Genomic DNA, 25,009 nt, shown 5'->3' on the forward strand with positions numbered 1-25,009 from the left:
GCCACCGGGGCTTGCTCCTTCGTCGCGTACGCCCCGGCGGCTAACCGGCGGCCCGGCCGCGACCGGCCACTTCGTGGCCGCCGCTCCCTAGGGGTCGCGGGTGCGGGGCTGGTTGTGTGGTCATGGCGGATCTGGGGTGCACGGTGTGGCTGGGGGTGCGGACCGGGGGGTCAGCGGAGCGGGCGGATGCCGGGGGTTCGGGGGTCGTTGCCTACGCAGGCGAGGATGGCGCAGCCGGGTGGGATGCTGGCGAACGGGGCGGCCAGGGGTTGGTTGAGGCAGTCGAAGACGGTGCAGCCGGGGTAGGCGCCGGGGCCGATGCCGAAGACGGCCAGCAGGATGTTGGCGTCGATGAGTTTGCCCGCGTCGAACTCCAGTGGGGGCTCTACGTACGGTTCGGCGGTCGGGGCCTGGGTGTCGGTGATGGCGGCGAACAGGCGGCGGAAGAACTCGTGGGGGAGCTCTTCGGCGTGGGCGAGGATGCCGCTCGGGCCGTAGGCGGTCTGGTTGCCGAACGGGCCCGTCCACATCACCGTCATGTCCAGGCTCGGCAGGAAGAAGACGTTCTGCAGGCCCAGTCCGGACATGAAGAACGTGTCGGCGGGCAGGAAGTCGGGGGATTCGCTGCAATCGGCGCCCAGCCAGAACAGGTAGCCGTAGCAGCTGTTCGCCGCCGACGGTGTGCGGGCTTCGCGCAGATAATCCGAGGAGATCACCCGGTCGGCGCCCCAGCGGCCGTCGTTCGAGACGAGCAGGCCGATCTTGGCCAGGTCGTTGGGCGGCAGCAGGAGATGGGCGTAGCCGTAGGTATGGCCGGATCGGTCACTTGCCCAGTAGTAGTCGCTGCGCGGGATGCCGAGCGGATCGAACAATTCCCGCTGCGCGAACTGCTGTAGCGGTTCGCCGACGGCCAGCTCGATCACGTAGGACAGCAGGTCGACATTGCGCTGGCTGTAGCTGAACGTGGTGCCGGGCGGATTGGTCAGCTGCACCGACAGCGCCTGCACCGCCGAGTGCGGGTCGATGGGGATCACCGCGGTGATGCCCTCGGACAGCACTCCCACCTGCATGCCGGAAGTCTCGGTGAGCAGGTTCTCGACGGTGATCGACCGGTGCGCCGCGTCGCCGAGACCGGGCGGCAGGTAGCGGTCGATGGGGGCGGCGATATCGATTTTGCCTTCGTCGGAAGCGATTCCGGCCAGCAACGACACCACCGACTTGGTGACGCTCCAGATGTTCCACGGCGTATTGCCGGTCTCGTCGTTGCGCAGGCCCTCACCGACGAGGCAGTTGTGCCGGAAGATCTGGACGTTGAGCCGGTTGCGGGTGGCCGCGAACTGGAGTGCCGCTTCGAGTTTCGCCGAATCCAGCCCCACCTGTTCGGGCTCGGCGCGCTCCAGGTCGCGACCTGAGGTCACCTCGCAGGTCGTACTCGGCGCGGCGTGGGCCGGAACGGCGAATAGGCACGCCGAGGCCAGCACCGCAGCGATCGTTCCCGCGAAAACGCCCGTGATGTGCCGCATGCGGGCGAGAGTAGCCCGTGCCGCGCACCGTAACCCGTATAGCGTGGCCGCTGAACCCCCTAATCACAGGCATGTTCACTTCCCCGCAACACTGCGAATCCCGTACACCCCCGCGCCGGCCGCGAGCACTCCGAGCCCGGCCAGCACCGACTCGATCGGCAACGCGAACCCGACCACCACACAACCCGCCGCCCCGAGCACCGGAACCCAGCGCCGCGGCCTGCCCTCGGCGGCGGTCAGCGTGGCCGCCGACAGGTTGGCGATCAGGTAGTACGCGAGCACCGCGAACGAGGAGAACCCGATCGCCGCGCGCAGATCCACCGTCGCCGCGAGCACCGCGACCACCACACCCACCGCGAGCTCGGCCCGATGCGGCACTGCGTATTTCGGATGGATCATCGCCAGTGCCCGCGGCAGATGCCCGTCGCGCGCCATCGCCAGTGAGGTTCGCGAGACCCCCAGGATCAACGCCATCAGCGAACCCGCCGCCGCCAGCACCGCCCCCACCCGAACCACCGGCGCCAGCCATCCCGCCCCCGCCGCCTCGACCACCCGCGCGAGCGGATCACGCGCGGCCGCCAGCCCACCCGACCCCAACGTCAGCAACGCGGCCACCGCCACCAGCGCGTACACCGCCAACGCCACTGCCAGCGCCAGCATGATCGCCCGCGGAATGGTCCGCTCCGGCGCACGCACCTCCTCGCCGAGCGTGGCGATCCGCGCGTACCCGGCGAACGCGAAGAACAACAGCCCCGCCGCCTGCAACACCCCGTACGGCCCGATCTCCTTGTCGAGAACCGTTGCCTCCGAATGACTCCCACCGACCCCCACCACGACAACCGCCGCCAGCACCGCCAGCACCACGCCCACGATCACCCGCGAAGCCAGCGCTGACTTCTGCACTCCCACATAGTTGATCGCCGTCACCACCACCACGGCCCCCACCGCGACCGCGTGCGCCTGCTCAGGCCACGCGTAACTCCCCACCGTCAACGCCATCGCCGCGCACGACGCCGTCTTCCCGACCACGAACCCCCACCCCGCCAGGTACCCCCAGAACGGCCCCAACCGTTCCCGCCCGAACACATACGTCCCGCCGGACACCGGATACAGCGCAGCCAACCGCGCCGACGACATCGCATTGCAATAGGCGATTACCGCGGCCACCCCAGGGCGACCAGCAACCAGGACCCACCCACCCCCGCCGCAGGGCCCAACGCCGCGAACACCCCGGCCCCCACCATCGCCCCCAATCCCACCACTACTGAATCCCCCAGCCCCAGTCCCCGCCGCAACTGCCCATCCGAAGTCATGGACCCATCCTCGAGCACGCGCGCGTGGCCCGCGACCCGGATACGGCAAACGCCGCCAGGTCGATGAGGGTGACCTGGCGGCGTTCGAGTCGATGGGCCGCCTCGAGGACGGCCCGTCAGGGTGCCGACGCCCCACAAGCGCCTCTCGGCGGGTGGTCGCTCGTAGCGACAAATGGGGTGAGGCCCGGGGCTGTTCGGACGTCGACAGTGAGTCCAACCGCTGCTGCCGGTGAACTATTCCGGCGGCTCGATGTGATCCACACAACGACACGAGGCAGGTACGGCGTTACGCGTACCTGCCTCGTCTCATGGGTGGGCGAAGGGCCTGATTCCGGGCTCTCTCGTGGACGGTGTCAGGGGATCAGAAGTTGCTGAACCAGTACAGAAGGCTTGCCAGCAACCAGACGATCGCGGTTTCCATGGTCGATCTCCTTGCGTCGGTACTTCTATCATCGCCGAAAACCCGACTTCGCCGACAAGTTGTTCTTAAGAAGCTCTAGAGACCGACACCGCATTGTTGCTTCAGACACCGGAACAACCGGGTCCGATCGGTCTCGAGGGGTGATCGGTCGGACCCGGCGGTGCAGACCAGAAGGTGGCTCTTCCAGACGCTGAAGACGCACTGCCGACGGTAACCACACCGACGGGCTGGGCCGAACATGTTCCACGTTGTGTCGGTGAGTACGCGTGCCGGGCCGGTCGATCGAGGGGTGATCGGCCCGGGCGTTTGCGTATGGCCCGGATTCGGGTAAGTGTTGGGGGGTGGTCGATATTGCGGAGCACTCCGACGCGCTCGACCGTGCCGAGGCGCGGCTGCGCGAAGAATTCGCGACGATGTTCGGGCTGGAGACGATCCATCGTTTCCTGCATTCCTCCTACGAGAATTTCGCTGCTCGGGCGACGGTGACCATGTACCTACCGCTGCTGGCCGAGCGGTTCGGGCGCCAACGGTTGCAGGCGCTGGCCAAGATCGAGGGCAAAGTGGCCCGGCCGCGTCCGACGGTGCTGTTCCTGTGTACACACAACGCGGGCCGGTCGCAGATGGCGCTCGGCTTCTTCGAAGAGCTGGCGCTGGGGCGAGCGGTGGCCTGGTCGGGCGGGTCGGTGCCTAGTGGGCAGCTCAATCCGGCCGCGGTGGCGGTGATGGCGGAGGTCGACATCGACATCTCGCGCGAGTACCCGAAACCGTGGACCGACGAAATCATCCGTGCCGCCGACGTGATCGTCACGATGGGCTGCGGCGATACCTGTCCGTTGGTGCCCGGGGTGCGTTACGTGGAGTGGATCATCGACGATCCGGCCGGCCTCGAGACCGAGCAGGTGCGGCCCATCCGCGACGACATCGGCCATCGCGTGACGGGCCTGCTCACCGAGCTCGGCATCGACGTCACCGATCCCGTAGATACGCCACCCAGCTCCCGTACCGCGTGATGTCGGTGGCGGCGACGGCGGCGTCGTAGCTGCACGCGAAGCCGACCACCGCGCGTCCGTCGGAGAGCTCGATACTGGTCAGGGCCATCGGCGGCGGTAGTTCGGCGAGGAATCGGCCGAGGCCCGCGGGGGAGACGAGGAACAGTTCGCCGAGGATCGGTGCGCCCTGTCCCGCACCGTGGCGGACCAGCCCGGGTTTGGCCGGGGTGGTGTCGAGGGCGGTCAGGCGATAGGCGTCGGAGGTGGTGATCTCGCCTGCGAACCGGGCGCCGAGCTGTTCGAGCTGCCAGTGCAGCGGTTGGCCGCGCAGGTGGGCGCCGAACACGGCAAGGGGCACACCGGTTTCCACGAGAAGCGGCGCCGGGGTGCCGATGACGCGCGCGGCGAGGTCGACCGCCGACTGGTCGGCGAACGCGGGGACCACGACTGTCACGCCGAACGGCAGGCCATCGGCGGTCGGCTTGCCGGGGATCGCGACGGCGGCGAGGTCGAGGAGGTTGCAGAAGTTCGTGTAGGTGCCGAGCCGGCGGTTGATCGCGAGCGGGTCGGCTTCGACTTCGGCGATCGACGGGTGTTCGGTGGTGGTGGGGAGTAGGAGTCCGTCGAAGCCGGTGAGCAGCGTAGTCGCGGTGGTGCGGGCTCGGGCCAGGGCGTCCAGGTCCTGCGCGAACGCATGCGCGTCGAGTTCTCGTGCGGCACTGATTATTCCGGCGACAGTGCGGTCGAGACCCGGTGCGCCCTTGTCGACGAACTCGCCGACCGCCGCGTACCGCTCGGCGACTATCGCGCCGTCGTAGAGCAGGCGGGCTGCGTCGAGAAGTGGCGAGATGTCGATTTCGGTGAGGCGCAAGCCTTGATCACGCAGGGCCGCGACAGTTTCCGTGAACGCCGTTCGATAGGCCGGGCTCAGCGGCTCGAGGTCTTCGGGTCGGGGGATGGCGATCGCGGGCTCGGCGGATGCCGCGAGGCGGACGTCGGCGGGCCATTCGCGGCTGCGTGGGTCGCGAGAGTCCTTGCCCGCCATCGTCTTCGCGGCGGTGACCGCCAGGTCCAGGTCGGCGGCGAAAATGGTGACCGCGTCATAGTCGGCGCAGGCGGGGACGACGCCATGGGCGGGGATCACACCGAGCGTGGCCTTGATTCCGACGATTCCGTGCAGTGCGGCAGGTACACGTCCCGAACCCGCCGTGTCGGTGCCGATGGCGAGGTCGGCGATGCCGAGCGCGACCGCCGCCGCGGAGCCGGAACTCGAACCGCCGGAGATCAATTCGGGATGAAGGGCATTGCGGACGGCGCCGTAGGGGCTGCGCGTGCCGACGAGCCCGGTGGCGAACTGGTCGAGGTTGGTCTTGCCCAGCACCAGCGCGCCCGCCGCGACCAGCCGCTGCACCGAAGACGCAGTTTCCGTTGCCTCGTAAGCGAATTCAGGACAGGCGGCGGTGGTGGGCAATCCGGCCACGTCGACGTTGTCCTTCACCGCGAGGAGCAACCCCGCCAGCGGCAGCTGCTCGCCCGCGGCGACACGGCGTTCCAGATCGACGGCTTCGGCCGTCAGCACCTCCTGGGAGCGCAGCGTGATCCAGACCTCGGGCCGATCCACCTCGGCGATTCGTGCGTAGGCGGCGGCGACCCGTGCGGTCGGGGTGGCAGACATAAACGCTCCTCTATTCACTCAGCGACATGGCGGCGACAGCACGCGAGATCCGCTCGAGCACCACATCCAGCGAATCGCCGATGTGGGTGTGCAAGAGCTGCTGGGCCAGTGTGAGATCACCGGCGAGGACGGCGTCGAGAATGCCGAGGTGCTCGCTGATCGTGGTCTCGATGCGGTTGTTGATCATGAAGTCGTACATGCGGACATGCCGGATCCGGGAGTTCACCGCCACCAGGGCGCGCACCATCTCGGCATTGCCCGCCGCGGACAGCAGGGCGACATGGAATTCCTCGTCGACGACGACGAAACCCGGCTCCTGGGCGGGCGGGTCGGCTTGCAGAACCAGCCACTTCTGCCGCTCGGCGCGGAGCAGGGCGGTGTCGTGGATGATCCGCGGATCTGCCCGCACCCGCGTCATCCCGCCCAGTTCCAGGGTCAGCCGCAACTCGTAGAGATCGCGAATCCGCGCCACACTCGGCCGCACCGGACTGAACCCGAACTCCTCGCGCTGCAACAGCCCGTCCGAGCAGAGCATGGTGAGTGCCTCCCGAACCGGCGTGCGGGAGATGCCGAATCTGGTCGACAGTTTGGGTTCGGTGAGCCGTTCCCCGAACCGGATGTCCCCGTTCATCAACTCCCCCCGCAACGTCGAGTACACGACGTCGCGCAACGGCCTTCCCGAGCCCTCGGCCGGTGCATCCACCCTTGTCGACATGGGTGTATACGCTATCGACCGCGAATTTCTATCAAGTGACAGAAAGTAAGCGCCACGTTATCCCTTGCTCACACCGAAACCCTCACCATCCAGAGCCTCGCGAAGGGAGAACTTCTCAACCAACCCCGAACACGCAGGCAACCCCACCCGCCACGGACACGCCCACACTCGAACCACGAGCCCACCGTCGCGCTCCCACCTCCGCTCACCCCGGAAGGGCGACCCCCATGAGCCCCATCATCCTGGCCCTCATCCTCGGCCTGATCTTCCTCACGGCCATCACCATCTGCTGGCCGAACCCCCTCGACCGCGAACCCCCACAGACAAGCGAAGAGCCCCTGACCAGTGAACTGATCAGGGGCTCTTCTGTGTCTCAACCAACACGTCGGGGTGACAGGATTTGAACCTGCGACCTCTTCGTCCCGAACGAAGCGCGCTACCAAGCTGCGCCACACCCCGTGAGGCGAACCTGAAGTAGCTTACAACGTGGGGTCGTGAAACGTTAAATTGGCTGGTCAGATGGGGGTTAGTCGAGGGATCTGATGGAGCTGAAGATGCGCTTGGCCTCGGCGGCGTCGATGGCGCCGGGAACGCCGGTGTCGGCGATCATGACCATGACGAAGCTGCCGTCCTTGGCGCCTTTGAAGGCGTAGGTGTAGACGGAGTAGGTGCCGGCGCAGCCGGGTTTGGGGGCGGGGACGGTGCCGGTGGTCTCGGTGAACATGCCCTCGGTTTTGCCGTCGATCGATTTCAGTGGCTGGGCCGGGCCGGGGGTGCCCTTCGAGCCCTGGTAGGCGAGGGGGGCGGCCTTGGTGCCGAGTTCGGCGCCCGCCGCGGCGTTGTCGGCGTTCTTCGAGCCGGTGAGCAGCGACATGGTGCGGGTGGAGTTCGGGCAGTAGTCGCGGCCGTCGGAGGCGTAACCCTTGCCGATCACCGAGTCGCCGGGGGGTTCACCGACGCCGCCGATGGTGGTTTCGGTGGCGACCTTCCATCCTGCCGGGACGTCGTAGGCGGCGCCACGGTCAGGGGAGGCGACCACCTGGTAGCCCTCGATCAGGGGTTTGCGGTTCGACGCGGCGCCCGAGGGGGCGGGGGTGGTGGTGCTGGGTTTGGGCTTGCTCGACGAGGCCGGCGCCGGGGTGGTGGACAGGGCGCTGACCATCGAAGGAGTGCCGCCCGCGGTGGTGGTCGGCGCGTCGTCGCCGCGGGTGAGCGCGACCGCGGTGATCGTGCCGCCGACCAGAAGTAGCGCCGCCACACCTGCCGCGGCCCAGATCGCCGCCTTGTTCCCGGATTTCTGGTTGGGCGGGAGGGGCTGGCCGTACGGCTGGATGCCTTGGTGATCCAGCGGGGGGATTTCGCCGTATTGCTGCGGTGCCTGCTGCTGCCAGCCCGGTGCGCCGACCCTGGTCGGATCTGCCTGCCCGGCCGGCGCGCCCCACTGCTGCTGACCGGGCGGATTCGCCGGACCGCCCCACTGTTGCTGCGCACCGGCCGAGGGGCCGCCCCACTGCTGACCGGGAGGCACCGGCGCGCCCCACTGGCCCGGAGGCTGTTGTCCGGCAGGCGGATTCGTGCCCGGCTGCCACTGCTGATTCGAACCAGGTTGTCCGCCAGGAAAATTGGCGCCGGGAGCTACCGGTCCGCCCGGCTGCGGGGCCCCAGGGTGCCACTGCTGGCCAGGTTGCCCGGCAGGCGCATGTTGCCAAGGCTGATTCGAACCCGGCTGACCCACAGACGGATTCGCCCCTGGCCAGGGTGTCGGCTGGCGCAGCTGGGTGGGGTCTGCCTGCCCTGGCTGCGGAACCTGCTGTCCCGCAGGAGGGTTACCGGAATCCTGCCAATCCTGCGGACCCGCCGGTGCCCACTGCGTGGGTTCTGGAAGCCCGGGTGGTGGACCGGATCCGTCCCAGCGCAGGGTCGGCGGGAGGCCGGTGCTGCCCGGCGTCCACACCGCGGTGGGATCAGGTGCGCCCGGATTCGGCTGTTCCGCAGCCGAATCCGGCGAACCGGGCCGCTGCCACTGCTGGTCGGGCTGGTCCGGTGCGCCGGACCCGCCGAATACGGTCGGGTCGTCGCGCCTGTCGTCGGATCCACTGCTCACGGTCGTCTCCTGATGACACCTCAATGACAATGTCGTTCGGAGCCAGACCCTAGCGGGCGACGGCCTCCGAGGTCGAAATGCCGAAGCCGGTGTCGGCGGACGGCCGCTTGGGCTGGGCGCCGACCAAGGTCAGCAGCGTGGCCTCGGGGCGGCAGCAGAAGCGGTAGGGCGCCCACGGCGAGGTGCCGATGCCGGCCGAGACGTGCAGCTGGGTGTGCTCGCCCCACTGCGAGGCGCCCTTCACCCGGGACTTGTCGATACCGCAATTGGTGACCAGCGCGCCGTAACCGGGAACGACCAGCTGCCCGCCGTGGGTGTGACCGGCCAGCACCAGGTCGTAGCCGTCCTCGGCGAAGCGATCGAGCACGCGCGGCTCGGGCGAGTGCGTGACACCGATGCTGAGCTGGGCCAGCTGGTTCGGTGCGCCCGCGACCGTGTCGTAGCGGTCGCGCTGCAGGTGCGGGTCGTCGACGCCGGCACTGGCGATGCGGATGCCCGCCACCTCGAGGTCGCGCCGGGTGTGGGTCAGATCGAGCCAGCCGCGCTCGGTGAATGCCGCGCGCAGGTCCTTCCACGGCAGCGGATCGCCGTAGACGCGACGGTGATCTTTCTTGAAATACTTCAGCGGATTCTTCGGCACCGGCGCGAAATAGTCATTCGAACCGAACACGAACAAGCCGGGTCGAGCCAGCAGCGCACCGAGGGATTGCACCACCGCGGGCACGGCCTTGGGATGGGAAAGATTGTCGCCGGTATTCACGACCAGGTCGGGTTCGAGGCGGTCGAGTTCGCGCAGCCACTGCTGTTTGAGCTGCTGGCCCGGCATCATGTGCAGGTCGCTGACGTGCAGAATGCGCAACGTCGGCGAACCGGGCGCGAGCACCGGCATCGTGGCTTCGCGCAGGACGAACGCGTTCCGTTCGATCAGCGTGGCGTAGCCGATGCCTGCGACGGCGGCCCCGGCGGCTCCCAACGCGGTTCGGCGGACAGCGGACGTCGAGATAACGGGCATTTGCCCAGCATAGGCGACCCCCTCCCGGATCGGCGCGTGTGTTTCCGCACAAACGGTCTGGAATTTCCGTCGCGACGGAAATGTGATGGGACTCCACTGAGCGAACGACTACGGTAAACCGCATGTCGGAACTGAAAGCCAAGCTGCGCGCGGATATGACCACCGCGATGAAAGCCAAGGACAAACTGCGTCTCGCGACCCTGCGGATGCTGCTCGCCGCTATCCAGACTTCCGAGGTCTCCGGTACGGAGGCGCACGAACTCTCCGATGCCGATGTCGTGTCGCTGCTGCAGAAGGAAGCCAAGAAGCGCAACGAGGCGGCCGTGATCTACGAGCAGAACGGTCGCGGTGAACTGGCCGCGAACGAGCGCGCCGAGGAACAGATCATCGAGGAGTACCTGCCGACCCAGCTCGACGACGCGGAGGTGGCGCAGGTCGCCGATACCGCGATCGCCCAGGTCGCCGAGCAGCTCGGTGAGCGCCCGGGAATGAAGCAGATGGGGCAGGTCATGAAGGCCGCCACCGCGCTGGCCGACGGCAAGGCCGACGGGTCGCGGCTCTCCGCCGCGGTCAAGGCCCGGCTGTAGAACGAACGAAGGCCGCCGTCCGAATCGGACGGCGGCCTTCGTCGTGTGACTAGCGTGGCACGGGGATGGGGATCGGTGGCAGGCGCGGAATCTGCGGCAGCCCCGGAATCACCGGTGCGGGCGCGGCGGGCGGGGGAGTCGTCGGCGCGGGGACCCGGACGGTGCCGTCACTGATGTAGATCGTGACCACCGAGCCCGGAATGGCCGACCCGTTCGGCGAACTGCCCATCACCGTGCCCTTGGCCTGCGAACCGGCGCCCGTCACCGCGGAGACCTGGAAGCCGGCGCCGGACAGGATCGAGGTGGCCTCGCCCTGCGACTTGCCCGCCACATCGGGGACCTGGGAATTGTTCGCGCCGCGGACGTACTTGTCGTCCACCGGCGGCAGGCCCGGCGGTGGGAACCGGTCCATCAACGGCTTGATGGCGTTGAACCAGGTGCGGGCCGGTTCGTTACCACCGAACAGGCCGGAGGCATCGCTGGCGCCGCAGTTGCGCAGCGGGAACGAGCAGATCTCGCCGGGGGTCGGGCTGTCGCCGTAGACGTAGACCGACGAAGCCAGCGCGTTGGTGAAGCCGAGGAACGCCGAGGAGCGGTGGCTCTCGGTGGTGCCCGTCTTACCCGACATCGGTGCCGACCACCCGGCCGCACGCGCGGCGCCCGCGGCGGTACCGCTGACGTCGTCCTTGCTCATCGCGTTGGCGAGGGTGTTGGCCAGACCCGGGTCGACCACCTGCTCACAGGCTTGCTGGGTGAGCGGAACGGTCTTGCCGCTGCGGTCGACGACCTCCTTGATCGGCGAGGGCGGGCACCACTTGCCGCCCGAGCCGAGCGTGGCGGCCACGTTCGTCAGTTCGAGCGGGTTGATCGCGAACGGGCCGAGGGTGAACGAGCCCATGTTGTTGTTCTTGATGTGGTCGGCCAGGCTCGAGTTGCCGTGCCCGGAGGTGCCGGGGTTGGTGTAGGACCGCATGCCGAGGCGCACGGCCATGTCCACCGCGGCCGAGACGCCGACGTCCTGGATCATCTTCACGAAGGTGGTGTTGGGCGAGGTCGCGAGCGCGTCGGTCACCGACATCGACCCCGGGTAGTTGCCCGCGTTCTTGACACACCAGGAGTCGGCCGGGCAGCCCGGCGAGTTCGAGTAGCCCATGCCCCTGGCGGCGTAGGTGCCGGGGACATCCACCTGGGCGGCGATGCCGAGGCCCTTCTCCATCGCGGCGGCAGTGGTGAAGAGCTTGAAGATCGAGCCCGCGCCGTCACCGGCCATCGAGTACGGCTGGCCGAGCAGCGTCTCGTTGGCGTCGCGGTTGAGGCCGTACGTGCGGCTCGACGCCATCGCGAGGACGGGGTGCGAATCCTGACCGGGCGCGACCACCGACATCACCTCGGCGATGTTGTCGAGGTTGGGGTCGGCCTGCTCGTTCACCGAACGCTTCACCGATTCCTGCAGCACCGGATCGAGTGTGGTCTTGATCAGGTAGCCGCCCTTGTCGATCTGCTCGCGGCTGATCCCGGCCTCGGCCAGGTACTGCAGCGCGTAGTCGCAGAAGAAGCCCTTGTCGTTGGCGGAGATGCACCCGCGCGGCAGGCCCTTGGGTTCGGGCAGCACACCGAGCGGTTCGGCCTTGGCCTTGCGGAACTCCTCGGCGCGGTGCGGGATGTTCTGGATCAGCGTGTCGAGCACGGTGTTGCGGCGGTCGGTGACACCGGCGACGTTGGTGTAGGGGTTCAGCTTGGAGCTGGACTGCACCATGCCCGCCAGCATCGCCGACTGGGTGATGCTGAGCTGGGACGCGTCGATGCCGAAGTAGGTCTGCGCGGCGTCCTGGATGCCGTAGGAACCGTTGCCGAAGGGCACCAGGTTCAGGTAGCGGGTGAGGATCTCGTCCTTGGACAGTTCGCGGTCCAGCGTGAGCGCCATCCGGATCTCGCGCAGCTTGCGCGCCGGTGTCGTCTCGATCGCGGCGCGGCGTTCGGCGTCGGTCTTGGCGACCACGAGCAGGTTGAAGTTCTTCACGTACTGCTGGTCCAGGGTCGACGCGCCCTGCTGCACGGCACCCGAGGAGGTGTTGGTGAGGAACGCGCGCAGCGTGCCCTGCCAGTCCACACCCTTGTGGTCGGAGAAGCGCTTGTCCTCGATGGACACGATCGCCAGCTTCATGTTGTTGGAGATCTTGTCGCTCGGCACTTCGAAGCGGCGTTGCTCGTAGAGCCACGCCAGCGGCGACCCGTTCGCGTCGACCATCGTCGACACGGCGGGGACCGTGCCCTCCACCAGTTCGGCGGAGACATTGTCGACGGCGTCGGCGGCGCGGTTGGAGATGAATCCGAATCCACCGGCCAAGGGGAACAACAGCCCAGCGACAAGCACGGCGGCCAGCGCGCAGCTGCCGGCCAGCCTCGCGAGCGTTTGAGTGATCGGCACGATCCCAGACTAGAGGGTGGGGTGGTGAGGTTCACGGCTGTGCTGCTCGACGGGGAATGTCCGGGCGGTGCCAGGGGGGTTGCTCGGGCGTGTCAACAAAATGATCACATCGGCGTGTCGCGACCGGCCACGCCGGTGATCAGCACTACTGCGCGGTTCTGGCCCGATTTGAATGGACGCCCGTACCAAAAAATCGGGGGGCGGTCTTGCGTAACCGCCATACCTTTACCTAGATTGAGAACCCAGTGTGATAGAGCTAACACTCAAAGTGGAATGTGGTGCGGGACGCAGCGGTAGTTGGGTTGCTGTGATCCGCGCTCGCGATTCTGGAGCGCCGCACAACGGTGTTCGGACTGCAAAGGGGCACATCAAATGCACATCACAACCCCCATCGCTCGACTGGATGTAGAGCAGGCCGAGGCAAGGATCGCTTGGGTTGCCCAGGCGCGATGCAAGGAAGTGGACCCTGATCAGCTGTTCGTTCGCGGTGCGGCGCAGCGCAAGGCGGCAACGATCTGCCGTCACTGCCCAGTGCTGATGCAGTGTGGTGCCGACGCCCTCGACAATCGTGTCGAGTTCGGTGTGTGGGGCGGGATGACCGAGCGGCAGCGGCGTGCGCTGCTCAAACAGCATCCCGACGTGACGTCGTGGGCTGAATTCTTCAACGCCCAGCGGCAGCACCAGGTGGCTATCTAGCAGACGAGACCGGACCGTTATCACAAACGGCGCCGAGACCGCGTGGTTTGCGGAATCGGCGCCGTTGGTGAGTGTTACCGGATTGTGAGCTATAGCGGATTTGTCTGAATCGATCAGGCCGAAGCCGGGGTGCCGGTCAGCTGATCGCCGACGGCGCGCAGTGCTTCGAGATCCGAGACCTCGAAGGGCAGCGCGGTCACCGAGACGATCTTCACCCGCGGATGCGCACCGGTGAAGCGGTGCAGCAGCCGCCGCTCCCGCGCCGCCGTCGACACCCGATCGGCGTGGATGCGCAGCACCGACGCGGTCAGCGGGTTCGAATCGGCCAGCTGGTCGGCGGCAGTCAGCGCGTGGTCGCCCGACAGCTCCGACAACGCCGGATGGGTCCGGTTCAGCACCAGACCGGCCAGCGGCATCTTCTCGGTCGAGAGCCGGTCGACGAAGAACGACGCCTCGCGCAACGCGTCCGGCTCGGGCGCGGCGACCACCAGGAAGTGCGTACCGGGCTTGGACAGCATCGCGAAGGTGCGCTCGGCCCGGTCCTGGAACCCACCGAACAGCGATTCCAGCGATTGCAGGAACGTCGAGGCGTCCTTGAGCATCTGCCCGCCGACAATCGTCGACACCCCGCGCATGGCCAGGCTCATCGCCCCCGTGACGATCCGGCCGACACCGCGTCCCGGCGCCATGATCAACCGGATCATCTTGCCGTTGAGGAAGGTGCCCAGCCGCTTGGGCGCGTCGAGGAAATCGAGCGCGTTACGAGAGGGGGGAGTGTCGACCACGATCAGGTCCCACTCCTTGCGCGCGGCCAGCTGGCCGAGCTTCTCCATCGCCATGTACTCCTGCGTGCCACCGAACGACGACGCCACCGTCTGATAGATCGGATTGGCGAAGATCTGCTCGGCCTTGTCCGCGCTGGTGTGCTCGAGCACCATGTCGTCGAAGGTGCGGCGCATGTTCAGCATCATCGCGTGCAGCTCACCGGGGACCTCGGCACCGAGCTCCACACGCTGCGGGGTGTTGTCCAGTTCGGCCACGCCCAGCGACTGCGCCAGCCTGCGCGCCGGATCGATGGTCAGCACCACCACCTTGCGACCCGATTCGGCCGCTCGCAGCGCGATCGAGGCCGCGGTGGTGGTCTTGCCGACGCCGCCGGACCCGCAGCACACGATCACGCGGGCCGTCGGGTCGGCGATGATCTGCGAGACATCCAGCGCGGGCGGGGTGGAAACGTGCTCGCTCATCGGACTCCCTGCGCGGATAGCTGTTCGGCCAGTTCGTAGAGGCCACCCAGGTCGATGCCGTCGCCGAGGGCGGGCAGGGACAGCTGGGGGACGTCGATCTGCGCCAGTTCGGCGGCACTCGCGTTCTGCGCGGTCAGCACGATCGCATGGTCGACCGTTTCGGCGATCAGGCCGTCGAAGTCCGACTCGGACAGGGTGATGCCGGCCTTCGCCAGGTCGGCGGCGACCGCGGCAGTGTCGAGCTCGCCCGCCACGGCCGTGTCGCGCTGAGCCGGGGTGAGTTCGGCGGTGGCCGCCCGGTTGACGATCACCGTGCCGATCCGCAGATCGTCGGCGGTGAGCTCGGCGATCGCGTCGGCGGTCTCCTGCACCGGCAGCGCCTCGAGCAGGGTCACCAGGTGGATCATCGTCTGGTCGGAATGCAGCAGGTTGGACACGCCCTCGGCCTGCGAGGCGATCGGACCGCCCTTGGCGATCTCGGCCATGGCCGTGGTGACGTCGAGGAAGCCGGCGATCCGGCCGGTCGGCGGCGCGTCGACGACGATGTCGTCATAGGCGGGCCTGCCGTCCTTGCCGACCCGGACCACACACTCTTTGATCTTGCCGGTGAGGATCACGTCGCGCAGACCGGGCGCGATCGTGGTGACGAACTCGATGGCGCCCATCCGGCGCATCGCCCGTCCCGCGAAGCCGAGGTTGTAGAACATGTCGAGGTATTCGAGGAACGCGTACTCGATGTCCAGTGCCAGCGCCGTCACCTCGCCACCGCCGTCGGCGCTGGCGATATGGGTCTCGGTGGGCGGCAACGGTGGCCGATCGAACAATTGCGCGATGGACTGGCGACTCTCGACCTCGACCAGCAGCACTTTGCGTCCCCCTGCGGCGAGCGCGAGTGCGAGTGCGGCCGAAACGGTCGACTTGCCGGTGCCTCCCTTGCCGGTCACGTAGTGCAAGCGGGCCTTGGCCGCGCGCTGTGGCCATCCGGTCGACGGTTCGGGAACCGACGAAACCGGCTCTGCTGTTGGTGCTCCCACGCCGCCGAGCCTATAACCCGTTTCGCCCAGGCGTTCGGGGTGAGCCCTAAACTCACACCATGAGTGAAGTCACCCTGTGGGAGTACGCGACCGTGCCGCTGTTGACGCACGCGACCAAGCAGATCCTCGACCAGTGGGGGTCCGACGGCTGGGAGCTGGTCTCGGTGCTGCCCGGACCGACCGGCGAACAGCACGTCGCCTACCTGAAGCGGAAGAAATAGCGTGGCCACCGCGTGGAAGGACGCGCTCGACCGGCTCGGTGTCACGCTGCCGCCGGTCGCCGCTCCCGTCGCGGCCTACATCCCCGCCGTGCGCACCGGTTCGCTGGTGTACACCTCCGGCCAGCTGCCCTTCGTCGACGGTGAATTGTCGGCGGTCGGCAAGGTCGGGGCCGAGGTGGATGTCGAGCAGGCCAAGGAGGCCGCCCGGCTGTGCGCGCTGAACGCGCTCGCGGCCGTGCACGATCTGGTCGGGCTCGACCAGGTGGTGCGGATCGTGAAGGTCGTCGGATTCGTCGCCTCGGCGCCCGGATTCAGCGATCAGCCGATCGTGATCAACGGTGCGTCGGAGTTCCTCGGTGAGGTGTTCGGCGAGGCGGGCGTGCACGCGCGCTCGGCCGTCGGCGTCTCGGAACTGCCCAAGAACACGCCCGTCGAGGTGGAATTGATCGTCGAGGTCGGATAGGCAGCCGTCATGGCACTGGAACATCCCGCGTACAGCCAGGTCAGGCCGGTCACCCCGACGGCATCGGTCCTGCTGGCCGACAACCCCAATCAAATGACGCTCGACGGCACCAACACCTGGCTGCTGCGTGGCCCGGACAGCGATTCCTATGTGGTCGTCGATCCGGGACCGAAGGACAAGAAACACACCGCCGACATCGTCGAGGCCACCGGCGGCCGGATCGCGTTGACGCTGATCACCCACCACCATCACGATCACACCGGCGGCATCGATCACCTGGTGAAAGCCACCGGGACGCCGGTGCGATCGGTGGATCCGGCGTATCTGCGTGGCGCGGTCGTGCCGCTGGTGGACGGCGAGGTGATCGAGGCCGCGGGCCTGCGGATCACGGTGCTCGGTACGCCGGGACACACGACCGATTCGGTGAGCCTGCTGCTCGACGACGCGGTGCTCACCGGTGACACGGTCCTCGGCCGCGGCACCACGGTGCTCGAATCCGCGCCGGGCGCGCTGGCGAACTTCCTCGCGTCGCTGGAAAAGCTGCGTGAGGTGGGCGCGGGTAAGGCGTTGCTGCCCGCGCACGGGCCCGACCATCCCGATGCGGCGCCGGTGGCGCAGTATTACCTCGACCACCGGCGTGAGCGGCTCGACCAAGTGCGGGCCGCGCTGGTCGAACTGGGTCCCGGCGCGGGCGCTCTCGCGGTGGTCCGCAAGGTGTACGCCGACGTGGACAAACGGCTGTGGCCCGCGGCGCGCAGTTCCGTGCAGGCGCAGCTGGAATACCTGCGGGCCGAACAGAACTGAACACCGCTCGATCGCCGACGCGCTCGCCGTGTCGGCGATCGAGTGCTGTCCGGCATACAACGGCCGATGTCCCGGCACAACGAAACCGCGGTGGTGTGGACGAGGCCCTCTCCTCGTGAGCCCACACGCATCAACGGTCCCGTCGTGCCGGGACGGCAGGTGTTCGAACGTCAGCGAGCGCGACGTGCCAGACGCTCGGAATCCGAGATCAGCACGCTCTTGCCCTCGAGGCGCAGCCATCCGCGATGAGCGAAGTCGGCGAGCGCCTTGTTGACGGTTTCCCGGGAAGCGCCGACCAGCTGCGCGATCTCTTCCTGGGTCAGGTCGTGGGTCACGCGCAGCGCGCCCGCTTCCTGGGTGCCGAAACGCTGTGCGAGCTGCAGCAGCGCTTTGGCGACGCGACCTGGCACGTCGGTGAAGATCAGGTCGGCGAGGTTGTTGTTGGTGCGGCGAAGGCGTCGTGCCAGCACGCGCAGCAGCTGCTCAGCGATCTCAGGGCGCTGATCGATCCACGACTTGAGTGCGTCGCGGTCCATCGTCACGGCGCGGACCTCGGTGACCGTGGTTGCGGTCGAGGTACGCGGGCCCGGGTCGAAGATCGACAGTTCACCGAACATGTCGGACGGACCCATGATGGTCAGCAGGTTCTCCCTGCCGTCCGGGGACCGTCGGCCGATCTTCACCTTGCCCGTCGTGATGATGTACAACCGATCGCCGGGTTCGCCCTCGTTGAAGATGACGTGGCCGCGCGGAAAATCTACCGGCTGCAGCTGCTTGGCGAGCGCGGCCACCGCGGTGGGCTCGACGCCTTGGAAGATGCCTGCTCTGGCGAGGGCCTCGTCCACGAATGTGCTCCTTATGGGATATGGCTTGCGAACCTGGTCGAGCGAATCGACCAACCGCGCAGTCTACGCGGCATTCCGGCACCGCAGTGACAGACACCACGTAAAGAGTGGATTGCGCGTTGAGAATCGATCGTTTATCTATCGGTCAGCTTGCCCTGGCCACATCCAATTCGGAGGTGCGGGAACGGCGCTTGCGCACGCGCGCCACGGCGGCGGGCAGGCCGAGCTTCGTCAGCTCTTTCACTTCGGCGTTGCTTGCGTTGTCCAGGTACTGCTGAACCTCTTCGTCGGGTTCGAGAAGCTTTCGGAGCCGATTCTCGACCCGCTCCATCCCCAGCGCGAACAGCATCAACAGCACTGGGAAGAGCACCACAGCGAGTCCTTGCATGACTGGCAGTAAACACGGTCCAGGTCTCAGATGGAACACAGCGGGCAAACTGGCCGGGCAATGTTGTCGTAGTGGTTCCGTATGGTGAAGCGGTGCCCGTTTCCCCCGTCCCCGCCGCCGCAGGCGATGCCGATCTGGCAGCGGATTCGGCCGCCGTACCCACCGGCATCTCGGCCGCCCGCAAGCGCAAGAACCGTGCGATAGCTGCGGAAACGCGGATCGGACTGGTCCGGCGCGCCCGCCGGATGAACCGCACGCTCGCCGCGGCGTTCCCCGACGCGCACTGCGAGCTCGACTTCACCACTCCGCTGGAACTGGCCGTCGCGACGATCCTGTCCGCCCAGTGCACCGACGTCCGGGTGAACCTCACCACTCCCGCCCTGTTCGCGAAGTACCGCAGTGCCTACGACTACGCGCAGGCCAACCGGGTGGAGCTGGAGGAATACATCAGGCCCACCGGCTTCTACCGGAACAAGACCAGTTCGCTGATCGGCCTCGGCCAGGCGCTGGTCGAAAAATACGACGGTGAATTGCCTCACACTCTGGACGAATTGGTGAAATTGCCCGGGATCGGGCGCAAGACGGCCAACGTCATCCTCGGCAACGCGTTCGATGTGCCCGGTATCACCGTCGACACCCATTTCGGCCGGTTGGTGCGTCGCTGGAAGTGGACCGACGAGGAGGATCCGGTCAAGGTCGAGCACGCGGTCGGCGCGCTGTTCGAGCGCAAGGACTGGACGATGCTCTCGCACCGGGTGATCTTCGAGGGCCGTCGGGTGTGCCATGCGCGCAAGCCGGCCTGCGGCGCGTGCGTGCTCGCCGACGATTGCCCGTCGTTCGGGCTCGGCCCCACCGACCCGGCGGTGGCCGCGGAGCTGGTGAAGGGCCCGGAGCGCGATCACCTGCTGAACATGGTCGGCCTGTGAGCGAAGCCTCGCTGCTGCGGCGGCCCGCTGTGCGCTGGGTGCTCGCCGCGGTGATCTTGGTCGTCGCGGCCACAGTGGCGCTGTGGCCGCGTGAGGGTTCCGAGACCACCGGCATCGTTGCGCAGACATCGCAGCAGACGTCGGGCGTGTCGGCCGAGGAACGAGCGGCGGCGGGGTCGCAACCCTGCCCGTCGCCCGCGTCCGCATCCGCGACCGGATCGGGGCCGCTGGCCGGTCTCCAGATGAGCTGTCTGGCGGATGGCAAGCCTGTCGATCTCGCCGCGGCGCTCGCCGGAAAGCCCGCGCTGCTCAACCTGTGGGCCTACTGGTGTGGGCCCTGCGCCACCGAGTTGCCGCATCTGCAGGAGTTCGCGCAGCGGGCGGGCTCGGCACTTACGGTCATGACCGTGCACAGCGATCCCGACGAGGCGAAGGCACTGTCTCGGCTGACCGGACTCGGCATCACCCTGCCCGGCGTCGAGGATCCGCAGGCCGCCGTGCGCAGTGCGGTCGGTGCGCCCGCGGTGCTGCCCGTCTCGGTGCTCGTGCGGGCCGACGGCACCATCGCGAGCGTGGAGGTGCGTACGTTTGCCGACGTGGCCGACATCGCGGATACGGTATCCGCGAAGCTCGGGGTCACGGTATGACAGAGGACGTAACAGTGGCGTGTGGATCGAAGGCGATGGCGTGAACGATGTAGCGAGGCTCGACGATTCCGGCGTTCCCTCGTGGTTGCGCACCGCGATCAGATCCGGCGGTCCCGACGCCGACGACACGCTCGCTACTTCCCGCGCCCTGCGCCGGGCCATGTCGATCACCGGCAGGCCACGCCAGGCCGCTGTCCTCGTGCTGTTCGGCGGCTCGCCCGACGCCGACGAGTCGGTGCCCGGGGGCCTGCCCGCCGACGCCGACGTCCTGCTCACTCAGCGTGCTTCGACCATGCGCCAGCACCGCGGCCAGATCGCATTCCCCGGCGGTGCCGAGGATCCCGGCGACGACGGCCCGGTCGGCACTGCCCTGCGCGAAGCCGCGGAGGAGACCGGACTCGATCCGGCCGGTGTTCAGCCGTTCGCCCTGCTGCCGAAACTGTTCGTTCCGCCGTCGAAATTCGACGTGACCCCGGTGCTCGGCTACTGGCGGGCACCCAGCGCGGTCCGCGTCGTCGATCAGGGCGAAACCGAGCGTGTCGTGCGTGTGCCGCTCACCGAATTGCTCGATCCGGCACACAGATTCATGGTGCGTGGCAGTCTCGGCTACCAGAGCCCCGCGTTCCAGGTCGACGGCATGCTGGTGTGGGGACTCACCGGCGGTATCCTCGCCGGCATCATCAAATCCGCTGGGTGGGAACGAAACTGGGATCGGGGCGACGTGCGTGACCTGGAGAGCTCGCTGGCTGCGGTCGGAATGACCCTGTGACCGCCTCGGTATGGCTCGACATCGCGGTGGTACTGATCGCGCTGGTCGCGGCGTCCACCGGCTGGCGGCAGGGCGCGGTGGCGTCGGCGCTGGCGTTCTTCGGTGTCGCGCTGGGCGCGGTCGCGGGCATTCTGATCGCACCGCACATCCTCAAGCACCTCAGTGAGGGTCGCAGCCGGGTACTCGGCGGCATCCTGCTGATCGTGCTGCTGGTGATCGTCGGTGAGGTGGCGGGCATGGTGCTCGGCCGGGCCGCGCGCACCAGCATCCGCCAGCCGGTCGCGCGCAGCGTGGACAGCGTTGTCGGCGCGGTCTTGCAGGCGGTGACCGTGCTGGTCGCGGCGTGGCTGCTCGCGTTGCCGCTGGCCACCGCGTCCCAGCCCGCTGTCGCCGCCGCGATCAACGGGTCGAAGGTGCTCGCCGACGTCAATTCGGTCGCGCCGGACTGGTTGCGCAAGGTTCCCAACGAATTCTCCAAGCTGCTCGACACGTCGGGCCTGCCCGATGTGATCGGCCCGTTCGGCCGAGCTCCGATCGCCGCCGTCGAACCGCCGGATCCCTCGGTGCTGGCCAGCCCGGTTGCGGCGTCGCTGCAGCAGAGCGTGCTGCGCATCCGCGGCACCGCACCCAGTTGCCAGCGGGCGCTCGAAGGTTCCGGCTTCATCGTCGCGCCGGAACGCGTGATGACCAACGCGCACGTCGTGGCGGGCACCAACACCGTGTCGGTCGACACCGCGCGCGGTGCGCTCGACGCCACCGTGGTCCTGTTCGACCCGTCCAAGGACATCGCGGTCCTCGCCGTCCCCGGTCTGACCGCTCCCGTGCTGCCCCAGGCCCCTGAGCCCGCGAGTTCGGGCGAGAGCGCGATCGTGCTCGGTTACCCCGGTGGCGGCCCGTACACCGCCAGCGCGGCCCGTGTCCGCGAGACTCTCGACCTCACCGGCCCGACCATCCACCGCGACGGCACCGTCGAACGTGAGGTCTACACGGTGCGCGGTCAGGTCCGCGCGGGCAACTCCGGCGGCCCGCTGGTCGACGCCGAGGGCCAGCTCCTCGGCGTGGTCTTCGGCGCGGCAGTTACCGACGACGACACCGGCTACGTGCTCACCCTGCACGAGGTCGCGTCCGAACTGGCCGCGGCCGCCCCGAGCAGCACACCGGTCAACACGGGCGCCTGCGTACTGAGCTGATCACCCAGCCCGGAGCAGGTAACCCCGATGTCGTCGCCCCCACATACAGCTCGGCTCCAGTAGTCCCTGTATGTCTGTACCCAAAGGGGCCTCAGGGGCCCCGCTCGAGCACGCCAGCGCTCCAAGATCACGGCGAAACCAAGTCGTCGTGGGGCGGTGACCCGTTGACACCGTTCTGCTCGCGCCAGTGCGCGGTCAGCGCCTCGTTGACCTTGCTGGGGTTCTCCTGATGCGCGTAATGCCCCGCTCGCGGTATCGAGACCAGCGTCCGACGAGGCGACAGCGACTCCCCCCGCTGGTACGTCGCATCCAGCAGATACGAATCCTGTTCGCCACGCAGCATCAACACCGGGATGTCGACCGGGGTGCGCATCGTGGCCATGAACCGCTTGCCGTCCGGTCGCCACTGGCTGCGAAATGCCCAGCGCTGATACTCCAGCGCACTGTGCGCGGCCCCCGGAATCCGGATGGCATGGCGCATCCGCGACGCGGTCTCGACGAATTCCGCACTGCGCGACCAGGATTCACCGACCCGATCGTGCAGCAGGCGCTCTACCTCGGCGCCACCACGTCGGGTGAGCAGGTTTTCGGGATAGCGCGGTAGCTGATACCGCAGGAAATCGGGCAGCCAGGTCGCCCGCTGGGCCGGATCGCGCAGCACGGCGCTCTTGAGCGCGGCGGGATGCGGCGAGCTCACCAGCGCGATCGAGCGGACCAGTCGCGGATGCAGCACCGCGGTGGCCCAGCAGACCAGGCCGCCTTCGGCGTGGCCGACGAGCGTGGCCTCGGTGTGCCCGAGCGCCCGGATCAGACCGGCGATGTCGCCTGCGAGGGTCCAGCCGTCGTAGCCACGCGGTGGTTTGTCGGTGTCGCCGTAGCCGCGCAGGTCGACGGCGACGGTGCGATACCCGTGGCCGGCGAGCGCGGTCAGCTGATGCCGCCACGACCACCAGAAATCGGCGAAACCGTGCAGCAGCAGCACCAGGGGCGCCTCGGGGCGGTCCGTGCCGTCGGTTTCGGCGGCGACTGCTTCGACGACGTGGAAGCGGATTCCGTTGGCGTGCACGTCCCGGTGGGTCCACGGTCCGTCGAAACGGACGCTGGAGGGATCCGGGAATGAATTGGACGACACGCCGATCGAGCCTAGTGGGCGGGTCCGGCTGTTGCGACCGGGCCCGCCCGGCGCGTCATCGGTTGCTCGACTTCTCCAGCGAAGTGGCGCCCGCACCACTGGATCCGATGGCCGCGTGCGCGTCGGCCGCGTCGCGGTGGGTGAACGCGGCGGGCAGCACCTCGGCGGCCTGCTTGAGCGAACCGATCGTCTTCTCCGGCGCGCGCACCTTCCGTACCTTGAGCCAGCCGAGCAAGGCCAGCAGGACAGTGGTGAGCACCATCAGCAAGAACACGATCAGGAAAGCGGCCCAGCGCCACAGCCACATGTCGAGCAGCTCGGCGAGGAAGAAGAAGAAAAAGAACGAGCTGAACAGCAGCACTGTCAGCGCGAGGATGAAGAAGACGCTGCCGGTGAGGCCCTTCTTGATCTCACCGGTGACCTCGGCCTTGGCCAGCGCCACCTCGGCGCGCACCAGTGTCGACATCTGCTCGGTGGCATCGCGCACGAGGCTGCCGATGCTCGCCGATCCGGGCGGATTGGCGTCGGTCAACGGGATCGAAGTGACCGTCCGACCGTCATTTCCGCCTTGGGTGTAACTCACTTCGTCGACCCTTCTCCCTGTGGTAACTGGTCTGCATCGCGGCGCGCCTGGTGCACACGTCCTCGGCGCAACAGTAGCGCCGATCCGATCAGCGATGCTGCCATCGAGGTCACCAGAACGGCGGCCTTGGCAAGATCGATGGCATCGTCGCCGACGTCGGCGAGCGCGAGTTCCGCCACGAGAAGGCTAACGGTGAACCCGATCGCGCCGAGTACCGACAGGGCGAACATGTCGCGATACTCCAGTCCGGCTGGGCGTTTCGCCCAGCCGAGCTTGATAACGACCCAGCTCACACCGAAGATTCCGATGGTTTTGCCGAGCAGGAGCCCGAGGATGATCGCCAGCGCGAGCCGGTCGGTGAACAATGATCCGAACACTGCGCCGTTGAGCGGCACACCGGAGGCGAACAGCGCGAACACCGGTACGCAGAACCCGGCCGAGATCGGCTGCACCACATGCTCGAGGTGCGTCGCGGGCGCGATCGCCTCGCCGGGATCTTTGCGGACCCTGGTGAGCAACCCGAGTGCGACGCCGGCCAGCGTCGGATGGATGCCCGCCTCGTGCAGCGCGTACCAGCACACCAGCGCGACCGGAATGTAGAACAGCGGCGTGTGCAGGCGCAGCTTCTGGGCCAGTGCCCACACCCCGCAGCAGGCGAAGGCGGCGGCCAGCCACAGCAGCGACAGCGAGGCGGTGAACAGCACCGCGATGAGAACGATGGCGAGCAGATCGTCGACCACGGCCAGGCTCAGCAGGAACACCCGCGCGCTGGTGGGGATCCGCGAACCGGTCATCGCGAGGATCGCGAGCGCGAAGGCGATATCGGTGGCGACGGGAATGGCCCAGCCCTTGTCCATGCCGGGCACGCCGTGGCCCACCACCAGCGCGATCACGGCCGGGGTGATCACACCGCCCACCGCGGCGATGACCGGCAGCGCGGCCCGTTTCGGGTCGCGGAGCTCGCCGACGGCGAACTCGCGTTTGAGCTCGAGCCCGGCGACGAAGAAGAAGATCGCGAGCAGCCCGTCCTTGGACCAATCGGCCAGGGTGAGGTCGAGGTGCAGTGCGGGAATGTCGAGGTGGGTGTCGACCATCGTCTGGTAGCTCGCGCCCCACGGCGAGTTCACCCAGATCAGGGCTACCGCGGCGGCCACGAGCAGCAGCGCACCGCCGACGGTTTCGGTGCGGAGATAGCGGGTGAGCTCGGAGCGGACGCGCGTGATCAAGGGCAAGCCTTCCGGCAGGGGTCGACGGAACTGCGGGCGCTCATCGACTCGGATTCACGACCGCATGCCGA

General features: G+C 67.9%; 23 protein-coding genes, 1 tRNA gene and 1 pseudogene. 10 read left to right on the forward strand and 15 right to left on the reverse strand.

Features of this window, described 5'->3' with window-relative positions:
* Positions 1-170: 170 nt before the first annotated feature.
* Together ACFTS5_RS32460 and ACFTS5_RS32465 are read right to left on the reverse strand one after the other, a co-directional pair.
* Entirely contained in the window at positions 171-1,523 is a 1,353-nt protein-coding gene (locus ACFTS5_RS32460) for a serine hydrolase domain-containing protein (RefSeq protein ID WP_378638702.1), read from the reverse strand.
* A 75-nt stretch (positions 1,524-1,598) separates the two neighbouring features.
* Positions 1,599-2,836, reverse strand: a pseudogene (locus tag ACFTS5_RS32465) (APC family permease).
* A gap of 762 nt (positions 2,837-3,598) precedes the next feature.
* Here ACFTS5_RS32465 and ACFTS5_RS32470 point away from each other — a divergent pair.
* Complete coding sequence (locus ACFTS5_RS32470) at positions 3,599-4,267, forward strand: arsenate reductase ArsC (RefSeq protein ID WP_378638705.1); 669 nt, start codon at positions 3,599-3,601, stop codon at positions 4,265-4,267.
* Here the strand turns inward: ACFTS5_RS32470 and atzF are convergent.
* The 5 genes from atzF to ACFTS5_RS32495 form a co-directional block, all read right to left on the reverse strand.
* Positions 4,224-5,921, reverse strand: coding sequence for an allophanate hydrolase (atzF, locus tag ACFTS5_RS32475; RefSeq protein ID WP_378638708.1), 1,698 nt, complete (start codon positions 5,919-5,921; stop codon positions 4,224-4,226). The genes ACFTS5_RS32470 and atzF overlap by 44 nt on opposite strands.
* A 10-nt stretch (positions 5,922-5,931) precedes the next feature.
* Entirely contained in the window at positions 5,932-6,636 is a 705-nt protein-coding gene (locus ACFTS5_RS32480) for a GntR family transcriptional regulator (protein WP_378638711.1), read from the reverse strand.
* 385 nt (positions 6,637-7,021) lie between these two features.
* Positions 7,022-7,095: transfer RNA gene (locus tag ACFTS5_RS32485), tRNA-Pro, on the reverse strand.
* Positions 7,096-7,162: 67 nt separating this feature from the next.
* On the reverse strand, positions 7,163-8,740 hold the full coding sequence (locus tag ACFTS5_RS32490) for a hypothetical protein (protein WP_378638714.1): 1,578 nt from the start codon (positions 8,738-8,740) through the stop codon (positions 7,163-7,165).
* Positions 8,741-8,789: 49 nt separating this feature from the next.
* Positions 8,790-9,752, reverse strand: a complete 963-nt coding sequence (locus ACFTS5_RS32495) for a metallophosphoesterase (protein ID WP_101464816.1) — start codon at positions 9,750-9,752, stop codon at positions 8,790-8,792.
* A 122-nt stretch (positions 9,753-9,874) separates the two neighbouring features.
* Here ACFTS5_RS32495 and ACFTS5_RS32500 point away from each other — a divergent pair, with 122 nt between their 5' ends.
* Entirely contained in the window at positions 9,875-10,339 is a 465-nt protein-coding gene (locus ACFTS5_RS32500) for a GatB/YqeY domain-containing protein (protein WP_378638716.1), read from the forward strand.
* Positions 10,340-10,388: 49 nt separating this feature from the next.
* Here ACFTS5_RS32500 and ACFTS5_RS32505 read toward each other — a convergent pair whose 3' ends face one another.
* The gene (locus ACFTS5_RS32505) at positions 10,389-12,767 is read right to left on the reverse strand and encodes a penicillin-binding protein (RefSeq protein ID WP_378638719.1); all 2,379 of its coding nucleotides are present in this window, start codon (positions 12,765-12,767) and stop codon (positions 10,389-10,391) included.
* A gap of 372 nt (positions 12,768-13,139) precedes the next feature.
* On the opposite strand from ACFTS5_RS32505, the gene ACFTS5_RS32510 reads away from it, so the two are divergent.
* Positions 13,140-13,463 (forward strand): WhiB family transcriptional regulator, encoded by a 324-nt coding sequence (locus tag ACFTS5_RS32510; protein WP_056821932.1) that lies wholly within the window; start codon positions 13,140-13,142, stop codon positions 13,461-13,463.
* A gap of 113 nt (positions 13,464-13,576) precedes the next feature.
* On the opposite strand, the gene ACFTS5_RS32515 is transcribed toward ACFTS5_RS32510, so the two are convergent.
* Both ACFTS5_RS32515 and ACFTS5_RS32520 read right to left on the reverse strand, forming a co-directional pair.
* Positions 13,577-14,710, reverse strand: a complete 1,134-nt coding sequence (locus ACFTS5_RS32515; RefSeq protein WP_378638722.1) for an ArsA family ATPase — start codon at positions 14,708-14,710, stop codon at positions 13,577-13,579.
* Positions 14,707-15,744 carry an ArsA family ATPase gene (locus ACFTS5_RS32520; RefSeq protein WP_378638725.1) on the reverse strand — a complete coding sequence of 346 codons (1,038 nt, stop codon included), beginning with the start codon at positions 15,742-15,744 and terminating at the stop codon, positions 14,707-14,709. Before ACFTS5_RS32520 ends, ACFTS5_RS32515 begins: the two co-directional genes overlap by 4 nt.
* Before the next feature lie 59 nt (positions 15,745-15,803).
* On the opposite strand from ACFTS5_RS32520, the gene ACFTS5_RS32525 reads away from it, so the two are divergent.
* From ACFTS5_RS32525 to ACFTS5_RS32535, 3 genes are read left to right on the forward strand one after another with little or no spacing between them, the layout of a single operon-like run.
* Complete coding sequence (locus ACFTS5_RS32525) at positions 15,804-15,965, forward strand: hypothetical protein (RefSeq protein ID WP_378638727.1); 162 nt, start codon at positions 15,804-15,806, stop codon at positions 15,963-15,965.
* Position 15,966: 1 nt separating this feature from the next.
* A complete protein-coding gene (locus tag ACFTS5_RS32530; RefSeq protein WP_211300352.1) occupies positions 15,967-16,428 on the forward strand; it encodes a RidA family protein in 462 nt (153 codons plus the stop codon).
* Between the two features lie 9 nt (positions 16,429-16,437).
* Positions 16,438-17,232 carry an MBL fold metallo-hydrolase gene (locus ACFTS5_RS32535; protein ID WP_378638730.1) on the forward strand — a complete coding sequence of 265 codons (795 nt, stop codon included), beginning with the start codon at positions 16,438-16,440 and terminating at the stop codon, positions 17,230-17,232.
* A gap of 170 nt (positions 17,233-17,402) precedes the next feature.
* Here ACFTS5_RS32535 and ACFTS5_RS32540 read toward each other — a convergent pair whose 3' ends face one another.
* A complete protein-coding gene (locus ACFTS5_RS32540) occupies positions 17,403-18,077 on the reverse strand; it encodes a Crp/Fnr family transcriptional regulator (protein WP_040703546.1) in 675 nt (224 codons plus the stop codon).
* Between the two features lie 145 nt (positions 18,078-18,222).
* A complete protein-coding gene (locus ACFTS5_RS32545; RefSeq protein WP_056821920.1) occupies positions 18,223-18,465 on the reverse strand; it encodes a hypothetical protein in 243 nt (80 codons plus the stop codon).
* A gap of 245 nt (positions 18,466-18,710) precedes the next feature.
* On the opposite strand from ACFTS5_RS32545, the gene nth reads away from it, so the two are divergent.
* From nth to ACFTS5_RS32565, 4 genes are read left to right on the forward strand one after another with little or no spacing between them, the layout of a single operon-like run.
* Positions 18,711-19,391, forward strand: a complete 681-nt coding sequence (gene nth, locus ACFTS5_RS32550; protein ID WP_378638849.1) for an endonuclease III — start codon at positions 18,711-18,713, stop codon at positions 19,389-19,391.
* Positions 19,388-20,038, forward strand: a complete 651-nt coding sequence (locus ACFTS5_RS32555) for a TlpA family protein disulfide reductase (protein WP_378638733.1) — start codon at positions 19,388-19,390, stop codon at positions 20,036-20,038. Before nth ends, ACFTS5_RS32555 begins: the two co-directional genes overlap by 4 nt.
* 40 nt (positions 20,039-20,078) lie before the next feature.
* A complete protein-coding gene (locus tag ACFTS5_RS32560; RefSeq protein ID WP_378638735.1) occupies positions 20,079-20,807 on the forward strand; it encodes an NUDIX hydrolase in 729 nt (242 codons plus the stop codon).
* Entirely contained in the window at positions 20,804-21,997 is a 1,194-nt protein-coding gene (locus tag ACFTS5_RS32565) for a MarP family serine protease (protein WP_378638738.1), read from the forward strand. Before ACFTS5_RS32560 ends, ACFTS5_RS32565 begins: the two co-directional genes overlap by 4 nt.
* A 127-nt stretch (positions 21,998-22,124) precedes the next feature.
* On the opposite strand, the gene ACFTS5_RS32570 is transcribed toward ACFTS5_RS32565, so the two are convergent.
* From ACFTS5_RS32570 to nhaA, 3 genes are read right to left on the reverse strand one after another with little or no spacing between them, the layout of a single operon-like run.
* Positions 22,125-23,129 (reverse strand): alpha/beta fold hydrolase, encoded by a 1,005-nt coding sequence (locus ACFTS5_RS32570; RefSeq protein ID WP_378638741.1) that lies wholly within the window; start codon positions 23,127-23,129, stop codon positions 22,125-22,127.
* Between the two features lie 55 nt (positions 23,130-23,184).
* The gene (locus ACFTS5_RS32575) at positions 23,185-23,712 is read right to left on the reverse strand and encodes a phage holin family protein (RefSeq protein WP_378638743.1); all 528 of its coding nucleotides are present in this window, start codon (positions 23,710-23,712) and stop codon (positions 23,185-23,187) included.
* A complete protein-coding gene (gene nhaA / locus ACFTS5_RS32580; protein WP_378638746.1) occupies positions 23,709-24,938 on the reverse strand; it encodes a Na+/H+ antiporter NhaA in 1,230 nt (409 codons plus the stop codon). Before nhaA ends, ACFTS5_RS32575 begins: the two co-directional genes overlap by 4 nt.
* Positions 24,939-25,009: the final 71 nt, after the last annotated feature.

Source organism: Nocardia sp. NPDC056952, from assembly GCF_042674185.1.
Taxonomy (GTDB): domain Bacteria; phylum Actinomycetota; class Actinomycetes; order Mycobacteriales; family Mycobacteriaceae; genus Nocardia.